The 21615-nt window shown below is 34.4% G+C and carries 16 protein-coding genes; 10 read left to right on the top strand and 6 right to left on the bottom strand.

Annotated elements, in window-relative coordinates; all coding sequences use genetic code 11:
- Positions 1-266 precede the first annotated feature (266 nt).
- The 3 genes from C1Y58_RS02800 to C1Y58_RS02785 all read left to right on the top strand — a co-directional run bounded on the left by C1Y58_RS02800 (position 267) and on the right by C1Y58_RS02785 (position 4244).
- Positions 267-2510 carry an acetate--CoA ligase family protein gene (locus tag C1Y58_RS02800; protein ID WP_105614466.1) on the top strand — a complete coding sequence of 748 codons (2244 nt, stop codon included), beginning with the start codon at positions 267-269 and terminating at the stop codon, positions 2508-2510.
- 524 nt (positions 2511-3034) lie between these two features.
- Positions 3035-3649 (top strand): class I SAM-dependent methyltransferase, encoded by a 615-nt coding sequence (locus C1Y58_RS02790; protein ID WP_105614464.1) that lies wholly within the window; start codon positions 3035-3037, stop codon positions 3647-3649.
- 169 nt (positions 3650-3818) lie between these two features.
- Complete coding sequence (locus tag C1Y58_RS02785; protein ID WP_105614463.1) at positions 3819-4244, top strand: CBS domain-containing protein; 426 nt, start codon at positions 3819-3821, stop codon at positions 4242-4244.
- A 36-nt stretch (positions 4245-4280) separates the two neighbouring features.
- Here the strand turns inward: C1Y58_RS02785 and rbr are convergent, their stop codons facing one another.
- Positions 4281-4871, bottom strand: a complete 591-nt coding sequence (gene rbr / locus C1Y58_RS02780; protein ID WP_105614462.1) for a rubrerythrin — start codon at positions 4869-4871, stop codon at positions 4281-4283.
- A 246-nt stretch (positions 4872-5117) separates the two neighbouring features.
- Here rbr and C1Y58_RS02775 point away from each other — a divergent pair, with 246 nt between their 5' ends.
- The 5 genes from C1Y58_RS02775 to C1Y58_RS02755 all read left to right on the top strand — a co-directional run bounded on the left by C1Y58_RS02775 (position 5118) and on the right by C1Y58_RS02755 (position 12214).
- Positions 5118-6299, top strand: coding sequence for a GNAT family N-acetyltransferase (locus tag C1Y58_RS02775; protein WP_170311495.1), 1182 nt, complete (start codon positions 5118-5120; stop codon positions 6297-6299).
- Positions 6300-6336: 37 nt separating this feature from the next.
- The gene (locus C1Y58_RS02770; protein WP_105614460.1) at positions 6337-6714 is read left to right on the top strand and encodes a PH domain-containing protein; all 378 of its coding nucleotides are present in this window, start codon (positions 6337-6339) and stop codon (positions 6712-6714) included.
- Positions 6715-7034: 320 nt separating this feature from the next.
- Positions 7035-7502 carry a 2-thiouracil desulfurase family protein gene (locus C1Y58_RS02765; protein WP_105614459.1) on the top strand — a complete coding sequence of 156 codons (468 nt, stop codon included), beginning with the start codon at positions 7035-7037 and terminating at the stop codon, positions 7500-7502.
- Entirely contained in the window at positions 7480-8700 is a 1221-nt protein-coding gene (locus C1Y58_RS02760) for an exonuclease SbcCD subunit D (RefSeq protein ID WP_105614458.1), read from the top strand. Before C1Y58_RS02765 ends, C1Y58_RS02760 begins: the two co-directional genes overlap by 23 nt.
- Positions 8687-12214, top strand: a complete 3528-nt coding sequence (locus tag C1Y58_RS02755; protein ID WP_105614457.1) for an AAA family ATPase — start codon at positions 8687-8689, stop codon at positions 12212-12214. Before C1Y58_RS02760 ends, C1Y58_RS02755 begins: the two co-directional genes overlap by 14 nt.
- A 48-nt stretch (positions 12215-12262) precedes the next feature.
- On the opposite strand, the gene C1Y58_RS02750 is transcribed toward C1Y58_RS02755, so the two are convergent.
- Complete coding sequence (locus tag C1Y58_RS02750) at positions 12263-13150, bottom strand: AraC family transcriptional regulator (RefSeq protein WP_105614456.1); 888 nt, start codon at positions 13148-13150, stop codon at positions 12263-12265.
- Between the two features lie 221 nt (positions 13151-13371).
- Here C1Y58_RS02750 and C1Y58_RS02745 point away from each other — a divergent pair, with 221 nt between their 5' ends.
- Positions 13372-15054 carry a glycoside hydrolase family 2 protein gene (locus tag C1Y58_RS02745; protein ID WP_105614455.1) on the top strand — a complete coding sequence of 561 codons (1683 nt, stop codon included), beginning with the start codon at positions 13372-13374 and terminating at the stop codon, positions 15052-15054.
- A 91-nt stretch (positions 15055-15145) separates the two neighbouring features.
- Here the strand turns inward: C1Y58_RS02745 and galE are convergent, their stop codons facing one another.
- Positions 15146-16159, bottom strand: coding sequence for a UDP-glucose 4-epimerase GalE (galE, locus tag C1Y58_RS02740; RefSeq protein ID WP_105614454.1), 1014 nt, complete (start codon positions 16157-16159; stop codon positions 15146-15148).
- Positions 16160-16388: 229 nt separating this feature from the next.
- Between galE and C1Y58_RS02735 the strand changes: the two genes are divergently transcribed.
- Entirely contained in the window at positions 16389-18359 is a 1971-nt protein-coding gene (locus C1Y58_RS02735; RefSeq protein WP_105614453.1) for a methyl-accepting chemotaxis protein, read from the top strand.
- A 47-nt stretch (positions 18360-18406) separates the two neighbouring features.
- Here C1Y58_RS02735 and C1Y58_RS02730 read toward each other — a convergent pair whose 3' ends face one another.
- The 3 genes from C1Y58_RS02730 to C1Y58_RS02720 all read right to left on the bottom strand — a co-directional run bounded on the left by C1Y58_RS02730 (position 18407) and on the right by C1Y58_RS02720 (position 21552).
- On the bottom strand, positions 18407-19726 hold the full coding sequence (locus C1Y58_RS02730) for an ABC transporter substrate-binding protein (RefSeq protein ID WP_105614452.1): 1320 nt from the start codon (positions 19724-19726) through the stop codon (positions 18407-18409).
- A 120-nt stretch (positions 19727-19846) separates the two neighbouring features.
- Positions 19847-20674 carry a carbohydrate ABC transporter permease gene (locus C1Y58_RS02725; protein ID WP_105614451.1) on the bottom strand — a complete coding sequence of 276 codons (828 nt, stop codon included), beginning with the start codon at positions 20672-20674 and terminating at the stop codon, positions 19847-19849.
- A complete protein-coding gene (locus C1Y58_RS02720) occupies positions 20674-21552 on the bottom strand; it encodes a carbohydrate ABC transporter permease (RefSeq protein WP_105614450.1) in 879 nt (292 codons plus the stop codon). Before C1Y58_RS02720 ends, C1Y58_RS02725 begins: the two co-directional genes overlap by 1 nt.
- Positions 21553-21615: the final 63 nt, after the last annotated feature.

The following is a 21615-nucleotide window of genomic DNA, read 5'->3' as shown; positions in this document are numbered from 1 at the left end:
AGTTATGCTTAAAATATTTTTTAGAATTATGAAATATGGTTAAATAATTAAGGGATAATCTTATATTTATAATTAGCTGAATTTTTTTTTATAACAATAAAATACCCGTGTAAATATTGATTTCATAGGGAAAACTAAGATGAAATAAAGTAAGTTAATATGTCTTTTGAGTGAAAATATTATTTTCAACTAAAATAGTCTTTGTTATAATGGATGTGAGAGGTATTCAAAGAATATAAATCAATTTTTTCATGGGGTGATAATAAATGAAAATAACTGAAGAAGCAAAAATATTAGTAGACCGAATATTTGATAAGGCACACAAAGAAGGAAGAACTGTTTTATATGAATACGAAGTGTACGGTGTTCTTGAGAGTATTGGATTAACAGTTCCTAAATTCCAGTTCGTAACAAGCGAAGAAGATTTAACGGATGAGATGCTTGAGCAATTTGGTCAAGACATGATCGTGAAAATTGTTTCACCAGATATTGCACACAAGCAAAAAATCGGTGGTGTTAAAAAAGTTCATAACTATGATACCTTATTTGTTCGTTACGTCTTAAATAGTATGAAAAATGAGGTGTTATCTCACTTCGAAGAAGGTGAAAAACCTGAAATCACAGGATTTTTAATTGTTGAGTTCGTTCCATTTAGTCAAAGTCTTGGCCATGAAATCTTGTTTGGTGTTAAAGATGATCCATCCTTTGGACCAATCTTAACATTAAGTAAAGGTGGAGATGACGCAGAGTTTTTTGCTAAGTACTATGATCCAGCTAATCTTTTCTTACCACACTTTTCATATGAACAAGCTGTTGAACTCGTTAGTGATCTAAACATAGGACATAAATTCGAAAAAATTGGTCACCCTGAATACTTAGATTTCATTGCTGAAGCTGCGTCTTTAATTAGTTCATTAGCTTACAGTTATTCAGCAGTGTCTGATGAAAGACCAAATTACTTCATTACTCAATTAGATATTAATCCATTTGTTATTACTAAAGATGGGCGTTTTGTAGCTGTTGATGGATTTGCTGTTTTTGAAAAAGTAGAAGAAACTTCAACAGAAATGCCTGATATAATAACTAACAATGTAGAGCCATTCTTCAATCCAGAAGGAATAGCAGTATTAGGTGTTTCCTCTAATCTTAATAAATATAGTATGGCTAAAGATATTGTACAGTTATTACATGATCTTGGTCGTGATGACTTATATTGCATTAATCCAAAAGGTGGAGAGATTGAACTTGATGGTAAAGTATATCCTCTATATAAAAACCTTGATGAAATTCCAGGTAATGTAGAACTTGTTGTTTATGCAGCTCCTGCAAAACATATTGTACCTTTCTTCAAATCTCTACATGATATGAAGAATGTACCTCGTTCAGTTGTACTTATTCCAGGTATTCCTTCAGAGATCAAGTATAGTGATTTTGCTGATCAAGTAAAAGAGGTATTACCAGAAGGGGTGCGTATTGTAGGTCCTAACTGTATGGGCGTTTACTATGGTCCTGGTGGAGATAATAAGGGAGTTAATACTTTATTTATTGAAGAAGATCGTTTACACTTAAGATCAACTGAGAAGAGTAATACAGCATTATTAACTCAAAGTGGTGGTGTTGCCATTACTTTAATCGATAAATTAGAACATTCACCAATCTTTAGATCAATTGTATCCTTTGGTAATAAGTTTGATGTGAATATCACGGACTTAATGGCTTACTTCAATGATGATGATAACATCGATGTAATAGCAATTTATGTAGAAGGTTTCGATGGATTAGAAGGTAGAAGATTCTTTGAACTAGCAAATGAAATTAAAAAGCCAATTGTTGTCTATAAATCAGGTAAAACTGATGCAGGTGCTAAAGCAGCAGCGTCTCATACAGCAGCTATGACTGGCGATTACGATGTTTTCAAAGCTGTTTGTGACCAATCAGGCGTTATCTTAATAGAAGATATTAAATCTTACTACGATGTGCTTAAAGCATTCTCATTATTAGGTGATAAAAAGCCAAAAGGATTAAACGTTGCTGGTGTTATGAATGCAGGATTTGAAGCAACTGTTGCTGCAGATGAATTAGGAAAATTACAACCAGCTAAGTTCAGTGCTGAAACTAAAAATCGACTTGATGAAATCAATACACACGGTTTGATGGATACAAATACTCCAATCTTAGATGTGACACCTATGACAAATGATGTTATGTATGGACAGATTGTTGAAGCACTTCTTCAAGACGATGCAGTTGATTGCGTATTTGTCGGTGTTGTACCACACGTAGAGAACATCAAAGCGACTCCTGAGTTATGCCATGACAAAGACTCATTAGCTAATATATTAATTGATATCCACAACAAATATGATAAACCAATAGTCGTATCAGTTAATGCTGGTGAATATTATGATGAGTTTGTTACAATGATGGAAGATGCAGGTCTTGCAGTATATAGCGATATTCGTTCAGCTGTTAAAGTACTTGAGAAAGTAGCTGTTTATTATAATTCTTAAGATCTAGTAACCTTATATAAAACCTAAAAAGAGGCATACCCTATAGCATGATGGGTATGCCTCTTGATTTGGAATAGGAAAGTTCGTGTTTTGCTTATAAAAGCAATAAGGTATCGAGCCACATTGCTTTTGATATATTTCGTTACACGAAATGATCAAGCAAGATACCGTACTTTCCTATCTCCAGTTAAAATGTGGCGTTAGCCACTTTTGTACTTGTCTATTTATTTGGACAAAAGAAAAAAGAAGACTGTCTAGCAATCTCCTTCCTCCTTTTAAGTTAACAATATTATAGCAAATAATGGGTAGGATTGCAAGTACCAAATCTTCCATTATTTTTGTGAAAAATTGCGTATTTGGAAGTATAATGGTAGTCAATCCAATCCATAAGTAATACAATGAAAAATCCTGATTTTTACAGAATTCCATAACTGTAGTAAACTCTTTAACATGGAATAGATAAGCATGTTTATACGGAACAACCGTATCAGTACTATAAGTTAAGTCTATGAGGAGGAAAATGAATGAAGCCAGTATTTAGACAGAGTCAATTATTCACATTCTTACTTTATTGCAATGGTGCCGGATTAGATAAAACAATCTTAGATTGTGGGGCAGGAGGTAATTGCCCACCCTTAGCTATCTTCGCAGATCACGATTACACTACTTATGGCATAGATTTAAGTGATGACCAACTTCAATTAGCAAAGGCATTTGAAGAAAAGTATAGCTATCAACTCAATATCCAGAAAGGTGATATGAAGCAATTAAACTTTGGAGATGAATCAATCAATTATGCTTATTCTTATAACTCTATCTTTCATATGAAAAAAGATGAGATTAAGCAGGTAATAGGTGAAATAAGACGTGTTCTTTCAAAGGGTGGCTATGCATTCATTAACTTTGCATCCGTGAATGATGAACGATTTGGTGTTGGCGAGGAGGTTGGAGAAGGCGAATTCAGACAACCTGAACATGGAGATCTAGTATTGCATAGTTATTTTGAAGAGAATGAAGCTGATGCCTATTTTGATGGGTTCAAAATCATCTTTAAAGAAAATCGAATTCGCTATGGTTATAGGAAGAATGGTGAACAAATTCGATTAGGTTATATTGATTATATCGTAGAAAAATTATAAAAATTTTTTTGGCTAAAAATATCTCATTAGCTTAATAAATGACTTAGTTTAATTTTATGTGTTATTTTAGTATAGACTTTTTTTGAATTTTTTATCAAGAATGATAACTTCTATTGTGCACATAATAATAAAGTAAGCAATGTATGAAGCTTAAGGAGGATATTTTGATATGAAAATAAAAGACATCATGACTACTAACGTGCAATGTGTTAATCAGGGAGAACCAATTACAAGAGCAGCTGAGATCATGCGACAAGAAGATGTAGGTTCTGTACCTGTTGAAGAATACAATAAGCTTGTTGGTATATTAACTGACCGTGATATCGTATTAAGAGATGTCGCAGAAGCTAAAGATCCTACTAATACCGTCTGCGGTGAAATTATGTCTAAAGATGTAGTAGCATGTTCACCTGAGATGGATGCTGACGAAGTTGCCAATCTAATGAGTCAACATCAAATAAGACGAATACCTGTAGTAGAAAATGAAAAAGTTGTAGGGATTGTTGCATTAGGAGACTTTGCAACAAAAAATAATTGGTCAGATGAAGCTGGAGAAGCTTTATCAGATATCTCTTGCCAAGATCATCAACATTAATGACTAAAAGCTCATGGATTTCCATGAGCTTTTAATTTAAAAGTTTTCGGTGTATTCCTCAAAATAGCCTTGAGGATGAAAACACGCTGGACATACTTTGGGTGCAGTATTACCATCAAAGATGTAACCGCAATTTAAACATTTCCATAAAATTCTTTCATCTTTTTCAAAAAGAGTTTCTGATTCAATCATTCTGGCGAATGCTCGATAACGATTCTCATGATGCTTTTCCACTTCCGCTATTTTCCTAAAAGTGTTAGCGACTTCTTGATAACCCTCTTCTTCAGCAACTTTAGCAAAAGTGGGATAGAGAATTGTCCATTCTTCTTCTTCACCTGCCGCTGCCGCCTTTAGATTAGCTAAAGTATCATTTTTGTGATAGGCAACTGGATAGGAAGCTTGAATCTCAATAGCTTCATCGTTAAAATCATTGCTTAAGTACTTAAAAAATATTTTAGCATGCTCTTTCTCATTCTCTGCTGTTTCCAAGAAAATATTATAGAGTTGTTGATAACCTTGCTTTTTTGCAATGCTTGCATAGTAAGTATATCGTGTACGAGCTTGTGATTCACCTGCAAATGCTTTCATAAGATTTACAGCAGTTCTTGAATTCTTTAGTGATTTCATACCCTCATCCTCCTTAAGTTAAATCATATATTTAATTATACAATTATGTAAAATAATTGTAAAGAGAACTGTTCTTATGAAATAAACATCATTGCGTCTCAATGTCTTGAATTGTCAATTTTAAGTTAAGATGATATAATGTTATAATAGAGAGAATGCTCTTTATATCCAAGTGGTAGAATAATCAGAATAATATGGAAAAATAAAATTAGAGATGAATATTTTGTATAGATAGGGTGAATGATTATGCAGCAGATAAAGAGAAGGCCCAATAAAAAAGAGGCTGGGAAAGGTATATTAGTAAGTAGTATATTTATATTCATAGGAATCCTTGTAACCCTTCCTATCTTTGGTCTCTTCGGTATCTTATGGTTAACTTTATCATGTTCGATGCTAATTTTCTATATTGTAAGTCTTATAACAAATAAACATGTTACCGACTTGAATGGTATCCTAAGCATAGAAACAGAACACCTATTAATTGACTCATTTAATTTGGCAGATAGTCATAATATACATCGCCTTGTTAAAGATAATCAGATTATGAAGCAAGTACCTTTCACTAAAGCAAAGACATTGAAAGAGTGTTCGACATACTTGAAAGATCACATGGAAGAAGAACAAAATGAGAGCTATTTTCTTAAGATTGTTTTGAAAAATAAACGTAAATTTGCTGGTTTTGTTGGATTAAGACCTCTTAGCTATGACCCATCTAGAATGGAGATCTATTATGGGATATTGACTAATTATCAAGGAAAGGGGATTGCTACTGAGGCATGCCAGGCAGTGATCAAAAAAGCATTTAAGGATCTGGGGATCAATAATATAGTCGCAATTGTCAGCAAGGATAACCTTGCTTCTATTCATGTGCTAGAAAATGTGGGCTTCAATTTTAAACAAGTTATTGAAGATAAAAAGCTGACAAAAGCTGCATACAGTAATGAGCTGCTTTATTGTAAAGAAAATAAGGATAAAAGAAATACGCTTGTCATCAGAGATTTTAAGAAAAGAGATCAAGAGCAGGTCGAAGAAGTTATATTGCAGGGACTTGGGCAACGTTTTGGCTATATCGACGGGACAGTAAATCCTGATATAAAAGATATTATCAGTCATTACGTATTAGATGGTCACATATTTCGTATAGTAGAAGTAGAAAATAAAATTATTGGAACTGGTGCAATGCTAGTGGAAGCTAAAGATGTAGGCCGAATTGTCCGGATCTCAGTGATTGGTGACTACCGTCGTTTGGGAGTAGGGCGATTGATTATGGATGATTTATTGCAAAGGGCAAAAGAGAAAGATATTAAGTCCATTGTATTATCAACTAATCTAGGATGGGATAGCGCTATTCGTCTTTATGAAAGTTGTGGGTTCGAAGAATATACACGAGATGATGAAGAGATACATATGAGAAAGCTATTAGTTTAGTGAAGTATCTATTGAACGATAAACAGGAGGTTATAATATGGGATTTTTTGATGGACTCATGGGCAATGCAACAGAGGTGGATATCAATAAAGTGATAGATGAAATAGAGCCCTTATTAACGGATGACGAGGGTGTGGAAAGAGCATTCAAAGTTATTAGAGACCTTATTGTGTTTACAAATAGACGATTAATATTAGTTGATAAGCAAGGTGTTACCAGTAAGAAAGTTGAATTCCACTCCATTCCCTATAAGAGCATAACTCATTTCAGCATAGAATCAAGTGGGCATTTTGACTTAGATGCTGAACTTAAGATCTGGATATCCAGTACAAGTGAACCTATAGAAAAGGAATTTAAGAAGGATAAGAATATCTATGAGGTTCAAAAAGCTTTAACTTATTATATTTGCAAATAAGATGGACTAAAGGGTGTAGGATGAAAGTTATCCTACATCTTTTAGTATAGTCATTTCTAAGAGAAATTAAGTCATTCATAATAGAGCCTAGCAAATAAGGAATTCTATACGCCAGTTGGAATGACGGCCGTGTCTTAGGCAGCTAGGCGGAGGACTGAGGTAATAAGAGATGTCATTGATGAGATAACCAAGGAGTGACATTGTGTGTATTGAGTAAAAATGATACAATAGCTTTGTTATATAGTGAGTGCAACAAGAGATAATTAACCTTTATGGTATATATAGATAAAAGATACTATGGATTAGAGAGAAGGATAAAAATGATAATAGTAAGTGCTTGTCTGGCTGGGGTTTGTTGCCGGTATGATGGAAAAGCAACGGAAATTCCAGCTATTAAAAAACTTGTGGATGATAGTCAAGCTGTAATAGTATGCCCAGAGGAATTAGGAGGTTTATCAACACCTCGTTTAAAGAGTGAAAGAATTATGGCTGCTGATGGAGAGTTTAAAGTAGTCAATGAAGAAGGAGAAGATGTAACTTCTTACTTTATAGAAGGTGCTGAAAAAGTTTTGGAAATTGCCCAGGAAATAGAAGCTGAGTTTATACTACTGAAATCAAAATCACCTTCATGTGGAAGTCATAGGATTTATGATGGTACATTTACTGGTAGACTAATAGATGGACAAGGTGTATGCGCTCAGATTTTAAGAGAAGCTGGGTATAAGGTTATGAATGAAAAGGAATTTGAGGTTGGAGGAGATACAAATGAGAATCATCCACACTTCTGATTGGCACCTTGGAAAATATTTAGAGGGTGCTAGTCGTCTTGAAGAGCAGAAACAATTCTTAGAAGATTTCGTAGTAACAGTTAAAGAAAATGACATTGATCTTGTTATCATAGCCGGAGATGTTTATGATACAAGTAATCCGCCTGCAGAAGCTGAAAGGTTGTTTTACAAAGGTGTAAAAGCACTATCGGAAGATGGGAAAAGAGTTGTTTTAGTCATTGCAGGGAACCATGACCATCCTGAAAGATTAGAGGCATCTAATCCTATTGCTATTGATGATGGTATCATTATCTTATCAAAACCTAAAAGTATTGCACCGACTGGTCATTGCGGTAAGCACCAGATCATTGATTCTGGAGAAGGGTATATTGAGTTAGAGATTAATAATGAAAAGATTATTCTTTTAACTATGTCATACCCAAGTGAAAAACGCTTAAACGAAATGATTTATACCTCTTTAGAAGATGAAAAAGATATGCAGATGGAATATTCTAAGCGACTAGGTGAGATATTTGGGGAACTTCAAGAAAAGTTTAGAAAAGATACCATAAATATAGCAGTATCTCACTTATTCACACTTGGTGGAGAAGAATCCACTTCTGAAAGAAGCATTCAATTAGGAGGTAGTTATTCTGTTAATGTTTCTGATTTACCTTTAAATGCGCAGTATATAGCATTAGGACACCTACATAAGCCTCAAAGAATAAAGAATTCAGAAGATACTCCTGTTATTTATTCAGGTTCACCTCTTCAATATAGTAAGAGTGAAAGAAGCTATGCAAAGTGTTGTTATCTCATTGAAGCAGAGCCATCAAAACCTGTTGAAATAGAAAAGCTAGACATTAAGAACTATAAGCCGATTGAAGTATGGCGATGTAAAAGTATAGAAGAAGCCTTAGAAAAGTGTGAAGAAAATAATGAACGTGATTTATGGGTGTATTTAGAAATAGAAACGGATGAATATATAGCCAATGAAGAGATACGCCAATTGAAGAAACTGAAAAAGGATATCGTAGAAATCAAGCCAATTCTCAAAGATGATCAGGTTGAAATTCAATATTTTGATGTGAAAGAACAACCGATACAAGATCTCTTTAAGGAGTTTTACACTAAAGAACGAGGGAATGAACCCAGTGATGAGTTAATTGAACTGTTTTTAGGTATTGTAGAGGAGGGGGAGTCTCATGCGGCCAATTAAACTAAGCTTTTCAGGATTGAACAGTTACGCAAAGGAACAGCATATCGATTTTGAAAAACTGACTAGCAGGGGACTTTTCGGTATATTTGGCCCAACAGGAAGTGGAAAATCAACTATCCTGGATGCTATTACAATAGCTTTGTATGGCGATATTGCTCGCAAAAGTAAGGAATTCTTGAATACCAATTGTGAAGAACTTTATGTAGCCTATCGCTTTCGATTGAAATCTGCAGAAGGTGTTATCGACTACACAGCTGAGAGGAGTTTTAAACGTAATAAGAACGGTGGGAAGCCTAATGCTAAATACGTTCGCCTCATTAAGCATGTGAATGGTGATGAATTACTGGCTGAAAAAACAACAGATATGTCTAATCAAGTCATTGACTTATTAGGACTAACCATGGATGATTTTACGCGTTCTGTAGTATTACCACAAGGTAAGTTTAGTGACTTTTTAAAGCTAACGGGTAAAGATCGACGCAACATGTTGGAACGAATCTTTGCATTAGAGAAGTATGGTCGACAAATGAGCGAAAAGATTAAACGTAGCTACTATGCAAATAAAAATCAGCAGGAATATTTAAAAGGGCAGTTGAAAAGGTATGAAGAGTATCATACTGAGGGACTTGAAGCACTTAAAGAACAAGAGGTTCATCTAGAAAAAGAACAAGAAAATCTAGACATTCAATTAAGCGAAACAATAAAGCTTTTTGAAGAGCAGCAAGAGATTTGGAAGCTCCAAGAGGAACTCCATAAGGATGAAGCACGACTAAAAGGTTTTCTTGAAGTGAAAGAAGAGATGAATCGCTTAAGAGAGCAGTTGGACCTTGCAGAGAAAGCCATGATGATTCAACCATATATCAACGAAATTCATAATAATAATGAAGCACAGAGAACTAGTGAACAACAGATTAATATAATTAAAGAAAACTATGATCAGTTGTATCAGCAAAAAGTAGCCTTTGAGGAGAAGCTTCATAAAGTTGAAAAGTTTGAAACTGAGGACTTACCATTGTGGCAGGAACAATTAGGACGATTGAAGGAAGCGGTTAAGTACACTGAAGAATGTCAATTACTAAAGAATTCAATACTGAAAAGTGAAGAATCAATCCAGAACTTAGAGAGTAATTTTAACAGTTTAAAAACATCTCTTACTCAATCTGAAAAAGAGAAACTAGGGATAAATGTCCAATATAATAGGTTAATAGATGAAGAGACCAACAATTCGATACCGATTGACTATAAAAATAAAATTGATGAAGCTGCTGATATCGAAAGAAGATGCCTGGAGAAAAAAGATGAAAATGTAAACTTAACCAAGGAAGTAAATAACCTTAAGAAACAGAAGATACAAATTGAAGAAAAGCTGATTCAAGTTAGAGAAAAAGATAACTATTATAAGGATAAGATTCAGAACTATGAAATGAGAGTTAAAGACCTTGAGTCAAAAAAACCAGGAGGTCTTGAAGTTTTATCAACAATGCAGGAAGCCATCATGACGCTGCAGCAAGACAAAAATACTATTGAAAAGAACATGAAAAATCAACAAGAACTTAATGGTAGATTAATCGAAGGTAAAGATAGAAAAGAAAAGCTATTAAATAATATCAGACAGTATGAAGAAGAGGAAAAACTAATCATTGCTAGGAAGGATGAACTTCAAGAGATTTTAGATGAAATACAAGGCAAGTATGTTGCTGCAATGATTGCTGAAAGAATGGAAGAAGGACAACCTTGTCCAGTGTGCGGTTCAACCCACCATGTTGAATTGGCAACAGTAGTTGATGATGGCGAGATAGACCAACTCATTCAGGAACAAAAAGTTATTGAAAAGAATTTAACTGATTTTAAAAACTTTAAGCAACCTCTTCAAGTTGAACTGTTAAGTATTGAAAAGGAGCAAAATCGTCTACTAAGTGAGCAGGAAGAGTTATTGAATCTATTAAAGGATAGATCTTTAGAGGCTATACAGAACGAATACGAGAATAAGATTCAAGAGTTTAACAATCTAAAAAAAGAAAATGAACAATGGGATGCAGAGTTTCAGCAACTTCTGCAAAAGCTTAAAGAGATTACAGAGTTATATAATAACAATCGTCAATCACTCATGCGTTATGAAGAAAACTCTAAAAATATACTAGAGCAATTTCAGCAAAAGGATGAAACACTTACTGAACAAAGTAAACAGCTAAATGCTTTAGAAACTCAGTTAGAAGAGTTGAAAAAGGAGTTAGTTGTAGAGAGTTTTACAGTAGAAAAGAAACGTATTCAGCAAGTTGAGATTCAAATACAGCAGTTAAGAGAGCAGAAAAAGAAGATAGAAGACGAGAGTAATAACTTAACAAAAAAATGTGAGGAGATTCGCAATAAACTTAGTCAGTGTGAGGTTAACCTTACAGCTAGTAAAAAGGAATTAGAATTAATGAACAAAGAGTATACGCAATTAACCACTAAGATACAGGATATATGTGGTGACCAAGAAGCAAATCAAGCTCAACGAGATCAAGAAGAAAAAATTATTAAATACCAAGATGGTGCCAAAATAGTTAGAGAGAGATTAGCGAAGTACAAAGAGCAAGTAAAAGAACTAGAGATACAAATAGCCAAAGAAGAACAGCGTTTTGTAGAACTCCAAAAGCAAGGAGAAAATCTACAAAAGCAACAAATAAAGTTGATGGATCAACATGGCTTTCATAACGTAGAACAAGTCCAAGCTAGTTATTTGGATGTAGGGCTTCTTGAAACGAAGAAAAAAGATATTAAAAATTACGAAGAAGACTTAGTCCAAGCAGCTGGGGTAGTCAATAATTTAAAACTTAAATTAGCAGATCGAAGTATAGAAAGAGAAGCTTATGAAGTAACCTTGCAAAATAAGAATGATCTTCAACAGAAAAAAGAAGAGTGTTTAAAGGCAGTGACTGCTGTCAAAACCCAAATCAAAGATTATGAAAAGGCAATCCAAGAAATCGGTGACTTGCTTAAAGAAAAGGAAGCTGCTGATCATCAACTAAGTATGTTAGAAGATTTAAGTAAGCTAATAAAAGGAAATCGATTTATTGAATATGTGGCAAAGAATCAATTTCATTATATCGTTCATGAAGCATCAAAGCGCTTGTATGATCTAACAGGTCGTTATGGTATTGAGTTGGACGAAAACAGTGAATTCCTCATAAGAGATGATAGAAATGGAGGAGCACTCCGTGAGGCGGCTACCCTTTCAGGAGGCGAAACCTTCTTAACATCATTGGCATTGGCTTTAGCATTATCTTCTCAAATCCAGTTAAAAGGCAGCTATCCTTTAGAATTTTTCTTCTTAGATGAAGGATTCGGAACCCTGGATTCAGAACTCTTAGATGTGGTTATGAATAGTCTGGAAAAACTCAATAATTCACAAGTTAATGTTGGTATTATAAGCCACGTAGAAGAATTAAAGAATCGTGTCCCTATTAAACTTGTCATTCAACCATCTGAATTAGGTGGTGACGGTAGTATGATGAAGTTGGAATATAGCTAGAAATGAACCCCTCCTATGAGTATTACACTCAAGGGAGGGGCTTCTTTCTTACATTCTATGCATCGAATCTCTATAATACTCAGGACTCATTCCGATCTTCTTCTTAAAACACCTGGAGAAGTAGTAATAATCTTTATAACCTAGTGATAGAGATATTTCTTTTATACTTAAATCTGTAATATCTAACAATTCACATGCTTTTTGCATCTTTAATCTCAAGAAATAATCCAATGGTGCGTAGCCAACTTCCTTTTTGAAAAGTTTACCAAAATAATCTTTTGAAAGATGACTGTTGGCGGCAAGAATATCTAGTTCGATAAAAGCATCAATATTGTCTTGCATGTATCGGATACTATTACTGATCACATCTTGATGAGCATTTTTTCTATCCTTTGATGAATTCAATTGTAACTGCATGATCATTGTTAATATGCGTTGTAAGCAAGAGGTGGCATGCAATATATGCTTGTTTGCAGCATAACCTTTATCCAATGTTAATAATATTTCTTCAAAGCTGCTTACAATATCCATGTGATATCCGATATTGAATACAATGGGCTTTAAGTCTGAATCTATTAATTGATAGAGATATTCACTATAATCACCACTGAAATAGGACCAATAGGTTTCCCAAGGATTTTTTAAACCAGTACTATAGGAATGATCTACAGATGTAGGACATAGAAATATGTCACCGGAACTTATAGTGATTCTGCGGTTATTAACGTCTACCCATCCCTCACCTTTAATGCAGTAGTTGATGAAATATTCTTCTAACCCATGCTTTTTAATATTGCGATGGTGAGCAGAGCGTCCTTCTCTGTAACCGACTGAATGGGTAATTAATCCTTTAAGGACAGGACTCTCCTCTTGTTTTGTATTTATGATATCTATGGGCAATCTTATAAATCTTGATTGATTTCTTTTTTTATCCATTGTACATCCCTCAATATGATTGATGATCTATAGTATTTATTGTAACTGAACTTGCTCAATATTACAATCCACTTGTGATTATGATAGCTATCATGAATACCCTTTCATTAGTGAAGAACATACCGTCATTGTCTATCCTAATGCCTGTTTTATCCATTGGTATCACAAAAAGCCGTGATAAAATGGTGTTAAATAATAGAAATTGAGTTGGAGGAGATAGGATGAACCGTTTATTCAAACAACATGATATTAGACAAGTAGAAGATCTAGAGGGACTTTGGGAGTTTGGGAAGCTTGATGATATAGAAGATATACCCAAGTATACACATAAGATGAAGGTGCCAGGGTGTTGGGAAGAGAGCCCTGATTTCTATAATTATAGAGGACTGGCAATATATAAGAAAACATTTACTCTTAAAGAAGCAAAAGGTATTCTCTTAAATTTCAAAGGAGTCAGTCATACTGGAAAAATTTACTTTGATGAAGAATACCTTGGAGAACATTATAATGCATATACACCTTTTTGCTTTCTTAAGAAAAATATAACAGCAGGTGAACATGAAATTAAAGTAATCGTTGATAATCGTTTTTCAGAAGAATCGACATTGCATGTACCTAATGATTATTATACATATGGCGGTATTACAAGAGGGATTTCTCTTGAGTATGTGGATGAGGTCTATATTCGACAACTTCAATTTATCCCAAGTTTTAAGGATAATCGGTGGCATGGTGAAGTTAGTGCTATCATACATAATTACTGTAATGATACCAAGAAAGTACATGTTTCAATCGAAATAGCAGATGTAAGGAAGGCAATTGATCTCCAAATTGAGGCTAATACCACTAAAATTATTACAGAAAGGGTTGCTTTTGACCATATTCAACCATGGAGCATGAAAACACCTCATCTCTATGATCTAAAGGCTGTAATTAAAAAAGGTGACCGTATTCTAGATGACTTAATTGAACGGGTTGGCTTCAGAGTAATCGAAGTGGATGGAATGGATATCAAATTGAATGGAGAAAAAGTCTTTATTAAAGGATTTAATCGTCATGAAGATGCAGCTAACTTTGGTTGTTCCATTCCCATGAATATAATGGTTAAAGATATAGAGTTAATGAAGGATATGGGGGCAAACGCTGTACGTACTTGTCACTATCCTAATGATGAACTCTTCTTAGATTTATGCGATGAATATGGTTTATTGGTCTGGGAGGAAAATCATGCAAGAGGTTTGAGAATTGAAAAGATGTTAAGACCAAACTTTGAAAGTCAATGTGAAGAGTGCATTGAAGAAATGATTTGTAATCATTATAATCATCCAAGTATCTTTGTCTGGGGAATATTAAATGAATGTGCCTCTCATGAACCTGAAGGGGCTAGGATGTACCAGAAACAATTCAATCAAATCAAAAGTATGGATCAATCTCGACCAGTTACCTTTGCATGTGATAAGCATTTTAAATGTCTATGCCTTGATATGACGGATATCGTTTCTTTGAACGTGTACTATAATTGGTACCACGGATATGACGTAAAAGAGCAGATGATCACGGAAATAGATTGGGTAAATGATGTAACTTCCCATAACCGACCTGTGATTATCAGCGAATTTGGTGGAGGAGCTCTCTATGGATATAGAAACCCAAATCGTGCTAAATGGACGGAAGAACGACAGTGTGATATTCTAGAAGAATGCATAACTAAGTTCAGTGAGATTGAGCAAATCAGTGGTCTGTTTATATGGCAGTTCTGTGATGTACGTGTTACAGAAGAAGAATGGGCTTTAAGAAGACCACGAACCATGAATAATAAAGGCATTGTTGATGAGTATCGACGACCTAAACTTGCTTATCATACAGTCAAGAGATTATGGAATAACGAAACAGTTGATAAGTAATTCAATAAGCAAAAACAGCATTACTTCTCAAAGGAGCAATGCTGTTTATCTTTTGTCGTTTAAATATATTGTAAGTCACTTTTGACTTCAACTATAGATCATATCCGTTTGGATTATTGTGTTGCCAACGCCAAGCATCTTGGCACATTTCTTCTAATCCTCTTACAGCTTCCCACTTTAGAAGTTCCTTTGCTTTCTTTGGATTAGCATAACACATCGCCACATCGCCAGGTCGACGGTCTGTCAACTTATAAGCAACTTTTTTCTCAGAAGCGTTCTCAAAAGCAGTAACCATTTCTAAAACGCTGTAACCAGTTCCAGTACCAAGGTTATAGGCATCTATTCCGGATGTTTCTGATATTCTTTCTAAAGCCTTTAAATGTCCTAAAGCTAAATCTACAACGTGGATATAATCTCTTACACCTGTTCCATCTTTTGTAGGGTAGTCGCTACCGAATACACTAAGCTGTTCTAGTTTACCGACAGCTACTTGTGATATATATGGAAGAAGGTTATTAGGAATGCCATTAGGATCTTCGCCTATGCGGCCGCTTTTATGTGCCCCGATTGGATTGAAGTAACGAAGAAGAGCAATACTCCAACTAGAATCGGAGATAACTAAATCACGAAGAATATCTTCAATCATTAATTTGGTACGTCCATAAGGATTGGTTGCGCTAAGTGGAAAGTCTTCTGATATGGGCATCTTCTCTGGAATGCCATAAACAGTAGCAGAAGAGCTGAAAACCATCCGCTTCACGTTATATTTCTTCATAGCTTCACAAAGGATTAATGTACCTGTAATGTTATTATGATAATAAGTGAGTGGGATTGAAACAGATTCTCCTACTGCTTTAAGTCCCGCAAAATGAATAACAGCATCAATTCTATTTTCCTCAAAGATACTTTCAACAGCCTCTTTATTTAATAAATCGACCTCATAGAATTTGAAGTCTTTTCCTGTTATTTCTTTTATACGTTTCAAAGATTCAGGTTTACTATTGGAAAAGTTATCAAGAATTACAATGTCGTAACCAGCATCTAATAATTCAACGCAGGTATGGCTTCCTATGTATCCTGCTCCACCTGTAACTAAGATATTCATATGTGAACCTCCTTTATCTTTCTCTTTTATCTTATCATTTACACGGAGTAAAAGATAGATACAAAAGCATCAAAGTTTTGTATAATTGTGTTCTTTCTTATGTCTATAAAAATTTCGTTAATTGTAAATTAATGCTAAGTAAATTGACATTATTTATCGTATGGCTAAAAAAGGGTTGACAATAAAATTAGATAATTTTACAATTAAATCAGTGAGGTGATACAAAAAAATGAAAATTAAGTCATTAAGAGTCCAAAGCATGATATCTGTCGCAGTATTTGTCACAGTAGTGGTTGTAGTTATTATGATGGTTCTTTCGTTTTTTTCTTCTGGATATGTTCTGGAAAGTGAAAAAAGTGATATGCAATATTTAACCAAAGAAGCTGCAACAGCTCTAGAGCGATCCATCGAGTTAAAGCTGAAAGATATCGAATTAATTGCAACTAATCCAATTGTCAATAGTCCTTATAACCCCACAGAATATAAAATTAAGAATTTGGATGATGTATTACCTGAAGACCATCCCTATACAGAAATTATTTTTTGTGACTTAGAAGGACAGGGTGAATCACATACTGGAAATAAATATGATTTCTCTACTGATGATTACTTTTTAAAGGCAAAAGAAGGTGAAAAAGCGGTATCGATCATTGAAGAGAATGGGCAAAGAATGGTTGCCTATGCTGTTCCTGTTGTATACCGTGTTGATTTACATAGTATCCTTATTGTTAAGGAACCTATTACTGCTATTGGAAGTCTCGTTGAGAATGTTTACGTAACAGATGGTACGGCAGTTACACTTATTGATCAACAAGGCATACCTATTGTACATAATAATGCTGTAAACGAAGAAGAAATAGAGAAGTTGAGTCAAACAGATATTTCAGTTGAGAGTTTTCAAAATATGCGTGATAATCGTGAAGTCCTAGATGGAAGTCTGAGAAAGATGGAAGCTCTTATGTCAGCGGCTCCTGTTCCAATAGTTGACTCAACACTATTAATACTTACTCCTAAAAGTGAAATACTCCAAGTCTTGGATAATATTAAATACATGATACTTGTTGTTCTGATTGTGACTTACGTATTAACACTAGGGGTTACCTACAGAGTCAGTTCAAAGATCTTTAAGTTGCTTAAGACATACAGTTACTATATAAGTAGTTTAGCTGCAGGTGATTTGACTTTTACAGTAGATCAGAAGATGTTAAAAAACAAAAATGAGTTAGGTAACTTTGCAAGAAGTGTTGAAGAAGTGAGGGTCAGCTTAAAAGGTCTTGTTGAAAAGATTGCCGAATCCGCACATACTGTTAATGATGAAACTCAATTATTATCTCAAATGGCCATTCAAGCAGCTGCATCAGAAGAAGATATTTCTAGAACAATGCAGGAGATTGCTAATGGTGCGTCTGAGCAGGCAATAGAAATCGAAGATGGTTCAAAGAAAACAACTGATCTAGGTGAAGTTGTTGAGATTAATTACAATATGATTGAAGAATTAAGTAATCAAAGCGATAATATTAAAGGGCTTATTAATACAGGTTTAGGGTCAATGACGGAGTTAAGAGAGGCAACTAAAAAAGCTACAGAGTATCAAGCAGTTGTTCAAGATGCCGTTACAAAAACTAATGATAGCGCAGTAGAAATCGGTAAAGCAAGTAACGTTATTGCATCCATTGCAGAACAAACCAACTTATTAGCCTTAAATGCAGCGATTGAAGCCGCAAGGGCAGGTGAGCATGGAAGAGGTTTTGCAGTCGTAGCTGAAGAAATTCGTACACTTGCGGAACAGTCTTCTAATTCAACGAAGTTAATAGATCAATCTGTAACAACCTTGCAAGAGAACTCAGAGAAGTCTGTTGACAGTATCAAAGAAGTAGCACGAGTTGGTAAAGAACAAATGTTAACAGCTAAAGAAACGATTGATCAATTCAATCAAATTGCAGAATCAATGGAACGTTCTATGAACGCAACGGATAATCTATTTAATACTGCTAAAAAGGTACAAGATAATAAAGAAGAAATTTTAAAGGTTATGGAGAATTTATCTGCTATTGCAGAAGAAAGTGCTGCAGCTACAGAAGAGGTATCCGCTTCATCCCAAGAACAAAATGCCACCATGGTTGAAATGTCAGAAGCCATGAAGAAGCTGGATGCAAGCTCAGATGAATTATTAGAACAATTGAAAGTGTTTAAACTATAAACAAAAGGAGCGTCAATTTGACGCTCCTTTTAAATTTCAACGATATTCTATTTATTAGCGAAGTCTGTGATAACTTTTTCAATACTTTCTATTAATTCATCTTTAGTCATAGCTTCACCGATGTAAGCTTGCATGTAAGCTCCAATTTCATTTACAGCACCATCAGGAAGGTTAGTCCAGTGCCATCCAAGAACGTTACCTTCGTTCATGTAACCTTGAAGTGATTGTGCAATAGTACCTAAGTCACCTAAATCATCAAAGTGAGTGAAGGCTGGGATGAATTTAAATTCGTTTACAGTGTAATTTTTACCTGTTTCAGATGTAATCATCCAGTTTAAAACTTCTTTGGCAGCGTCTTTAACTTCAGATTGGTTATGGATAACCCAGTAGTTTGGAACGCCTACATATACTTTGTTATTGTTTTCACTTTGAACTGGCATTGGAAGAACGCCTACATTAATTTCAGGGTTTAATTCAGATACTTGTACTTGTGTCCAGTTACCTTGTTGCATCATTGCTGATTTACCAATTGCAAATTCAGTTACTTGAGTATTATAATCAACAGTTAAAGTATTTTTCTGACCATATTTAACTGTTAAGTCTAACATGTCTACCCAGTTGTGGAAGTTAGGTTGATCATTAAGTTTTAATGAACCATCTTTTAACCCTTGGATTGTAGCTAATGGATCCTCTTGATTTGCAATAAAAGTATTGAAGTTATGAATACCTAAAACCCACCACTCTTGGTAACCACTTGAGAAAGGTGTTACACCGATAGCTTCAAGTTTTTTACAAGCTTCTTCTAATTCTGCAAGGTTTGTTGGTAATGTTTCAATACCAGCTTGCTCGAATAAATCAACGTTGTATAAGAAACCATAACCTTCAACGTTCATTGGCATACCATACATTTTACCATCTTTAGACATACCTGCTTCAGTACCAGGTACCATGTATTCAACCCATGGTTGATCGCTTAAGTCTTCAAGTTTTTCTTGCCATAATTCTAGTTCAGCGTTACCACCGTTATTAAAAATGTCTGGATATTCGCCTGAAGCAAATTTAGCTTTTAACATTGCACCGTAATCTGCGCCACCACCAGCAGTTTCGATTTCAAGATCGATACCTGTTTCAGCTTTTAAGTCTTCTTTCATACGCTCTAATTGCTCTGCGATTTCAACTTTGAATTGAAACATTTTTACTGTTGCAGGTTCTTTTACTTCTTCTTCTTTTGTTTCAGTGTCTTTAGTTTCTTCTTTAGTTTCTTGAGCTGGTTCATCTTTTGGTTGAGAAGTATTATCTGATGCACAACCAGCAAACACACCCATAGTAAGTGTTAAAATTAATAAGATTGATAAGATTTTTTTCATAGTTAGACCCCTTTCAATTCTTTAACCCAAAAATAATTTGAGTTTATTTACATATTGCTTTGTATTCCCAATAAGGGAATGAGCATTTATGTAGAACTTCATTCAATTATGAATGAAGAGCTATCCTTTAACTGATCCTGCTACTATACCTCTAATTATAAATTTCTGCAAAGATAAGAAAAATATAACGATGGGTAAAATTGCTAGAACTAAAGCGGCTAATGCTAAATCCCATTTCTTCGTATACTGGGCGAAGAAACCGCTTACTGCTAGTGGAATGGTCTTAAGTTCTTTATCATGTAAAATGAGTGAAGGTAATAAGAAGTCATTCCAAATCCATAACGTGTTTAGTATGAGCACTGTAGCTGTCATTGGCTTTAATAGTGGTGCAACGATTCGTCCGAAAACGCCGTATGTTGAACAGCCATCTACGATAGCGGATTCCTCGATTGATTTTGGTATACTCTTGATAAAACCATGATATAGGAATATCGGTAAAGAAACACCAAATCCAAAATAGCTGAATATTAAACCAAGTCGAGAATTTGCGAAACCGAGTGCACTGGTTACCCTAACTAATGGTATCATTATGGATTGAAATGGTATAACCATAGCGGCTATAAAGAGTCCAAAGATGATACCATTGATCTTAGAAGGATATCGAAGTAATCGATAAGCTGCTAAAGAGCTAATCAATACTAAACCAATATTACTAAAGACTGTAATAACAATGGAGTTAAAAAATGCTGATGGGAAATTAATAACTTCCCAAGCTGTTGTATAGTTATTCAAAGTAGGATTCACAGCTAGTGAAGCTGGATCTATCAAAATGTCTGCAAATGTTTTAAATGAGTTATTAATCACAAAGTAAAAGGGAGCTAGAAATAGTAGAGCAACAAGGATTGCAAAAACTTCTAGTATTAGAGTTCTATAAGTGTATTTATTCATTACATTTCAACCTCCCTTTCTTTTGTCAGTTTAACTTGTAATGCAGTTATGCCAGCTACGACAATAAAGAATACAAAGGCTTTAGCTGTACCTAATCCATAGTTGTTATTTTGAAAAGCCTCTAAATAAATATCAAGAGCAACAGATTTTGTTGAGTTAAATGGTCCACCTTTAGTTAATGCGTAGTTCAAGTCAAACATCTTAAACGCCCAAGATATAGATAAGAATAAGCATATTGTAATAGAGGACATAATCATTGGTAATGTTACTTTAAAAAATCTTTGGAATGCATTAGCACCATCAATACCAGCAGCTTCTTTTAAATCAGTTGGTATATTGATTATTCCAGCAATATAAATAACCATTAAATAGCCGGCTCCTTGCCATGAGCTTACAATAATTATTGCCCAAAAAGCTGTTGAAGCAGTGCCTAGCCAAGGTAAATTGAAAAATGCTAAGTCTGTCATCTCACCAATTGCTGAGAAACCATTAACAAAAATAAACTGCCACACAAATCCTAAGAGTAAACCAGATATAACGTTAGGTGTGAAAAATACTGTTCTCAAGACCTTACTGGTTTTGATTTGGCTTGTTAATACGAGTGCTAATAACAAGGCAATTAAATTAGTGATGATGACGCTAACAAAAGTGAATTTTAATGTAAAAATAAATGAGTTAATGAAACCTTCATCTTTGAAAAGATAGATGAAATTATCTAGACCTACCCATGTAATATTGTCATTTACACCATCCCAAGAGGTAAATGAATAATACATACCTATGATAAATGGTATAATGACAATGATTAAGAAAAATATAAATGCGGGTCCTATGAATACCACTTCATCAAGTAAGTAGCGTAACTTTTTTTTATTCATGCGATTCATCCTTTCTATCCTTATTATAAAAAAAGATAAAAAAAAGAAGAATGGATGATATTG

Origin of the sequence: Vallitalea okinawensis (assembly GCF_002964605.1) — a bacterium.
Classification (GTDB): Bacteria; Bacillota; Clostridia; order Lachnospirales; family PQDH01; genus Vallitalea_A; species Vallitalea_A okinawensis.
Note: the sequence above shows the minus strand (reverse complement) of the source record. Positions and strands in the feature narration are given on the sequence as shown.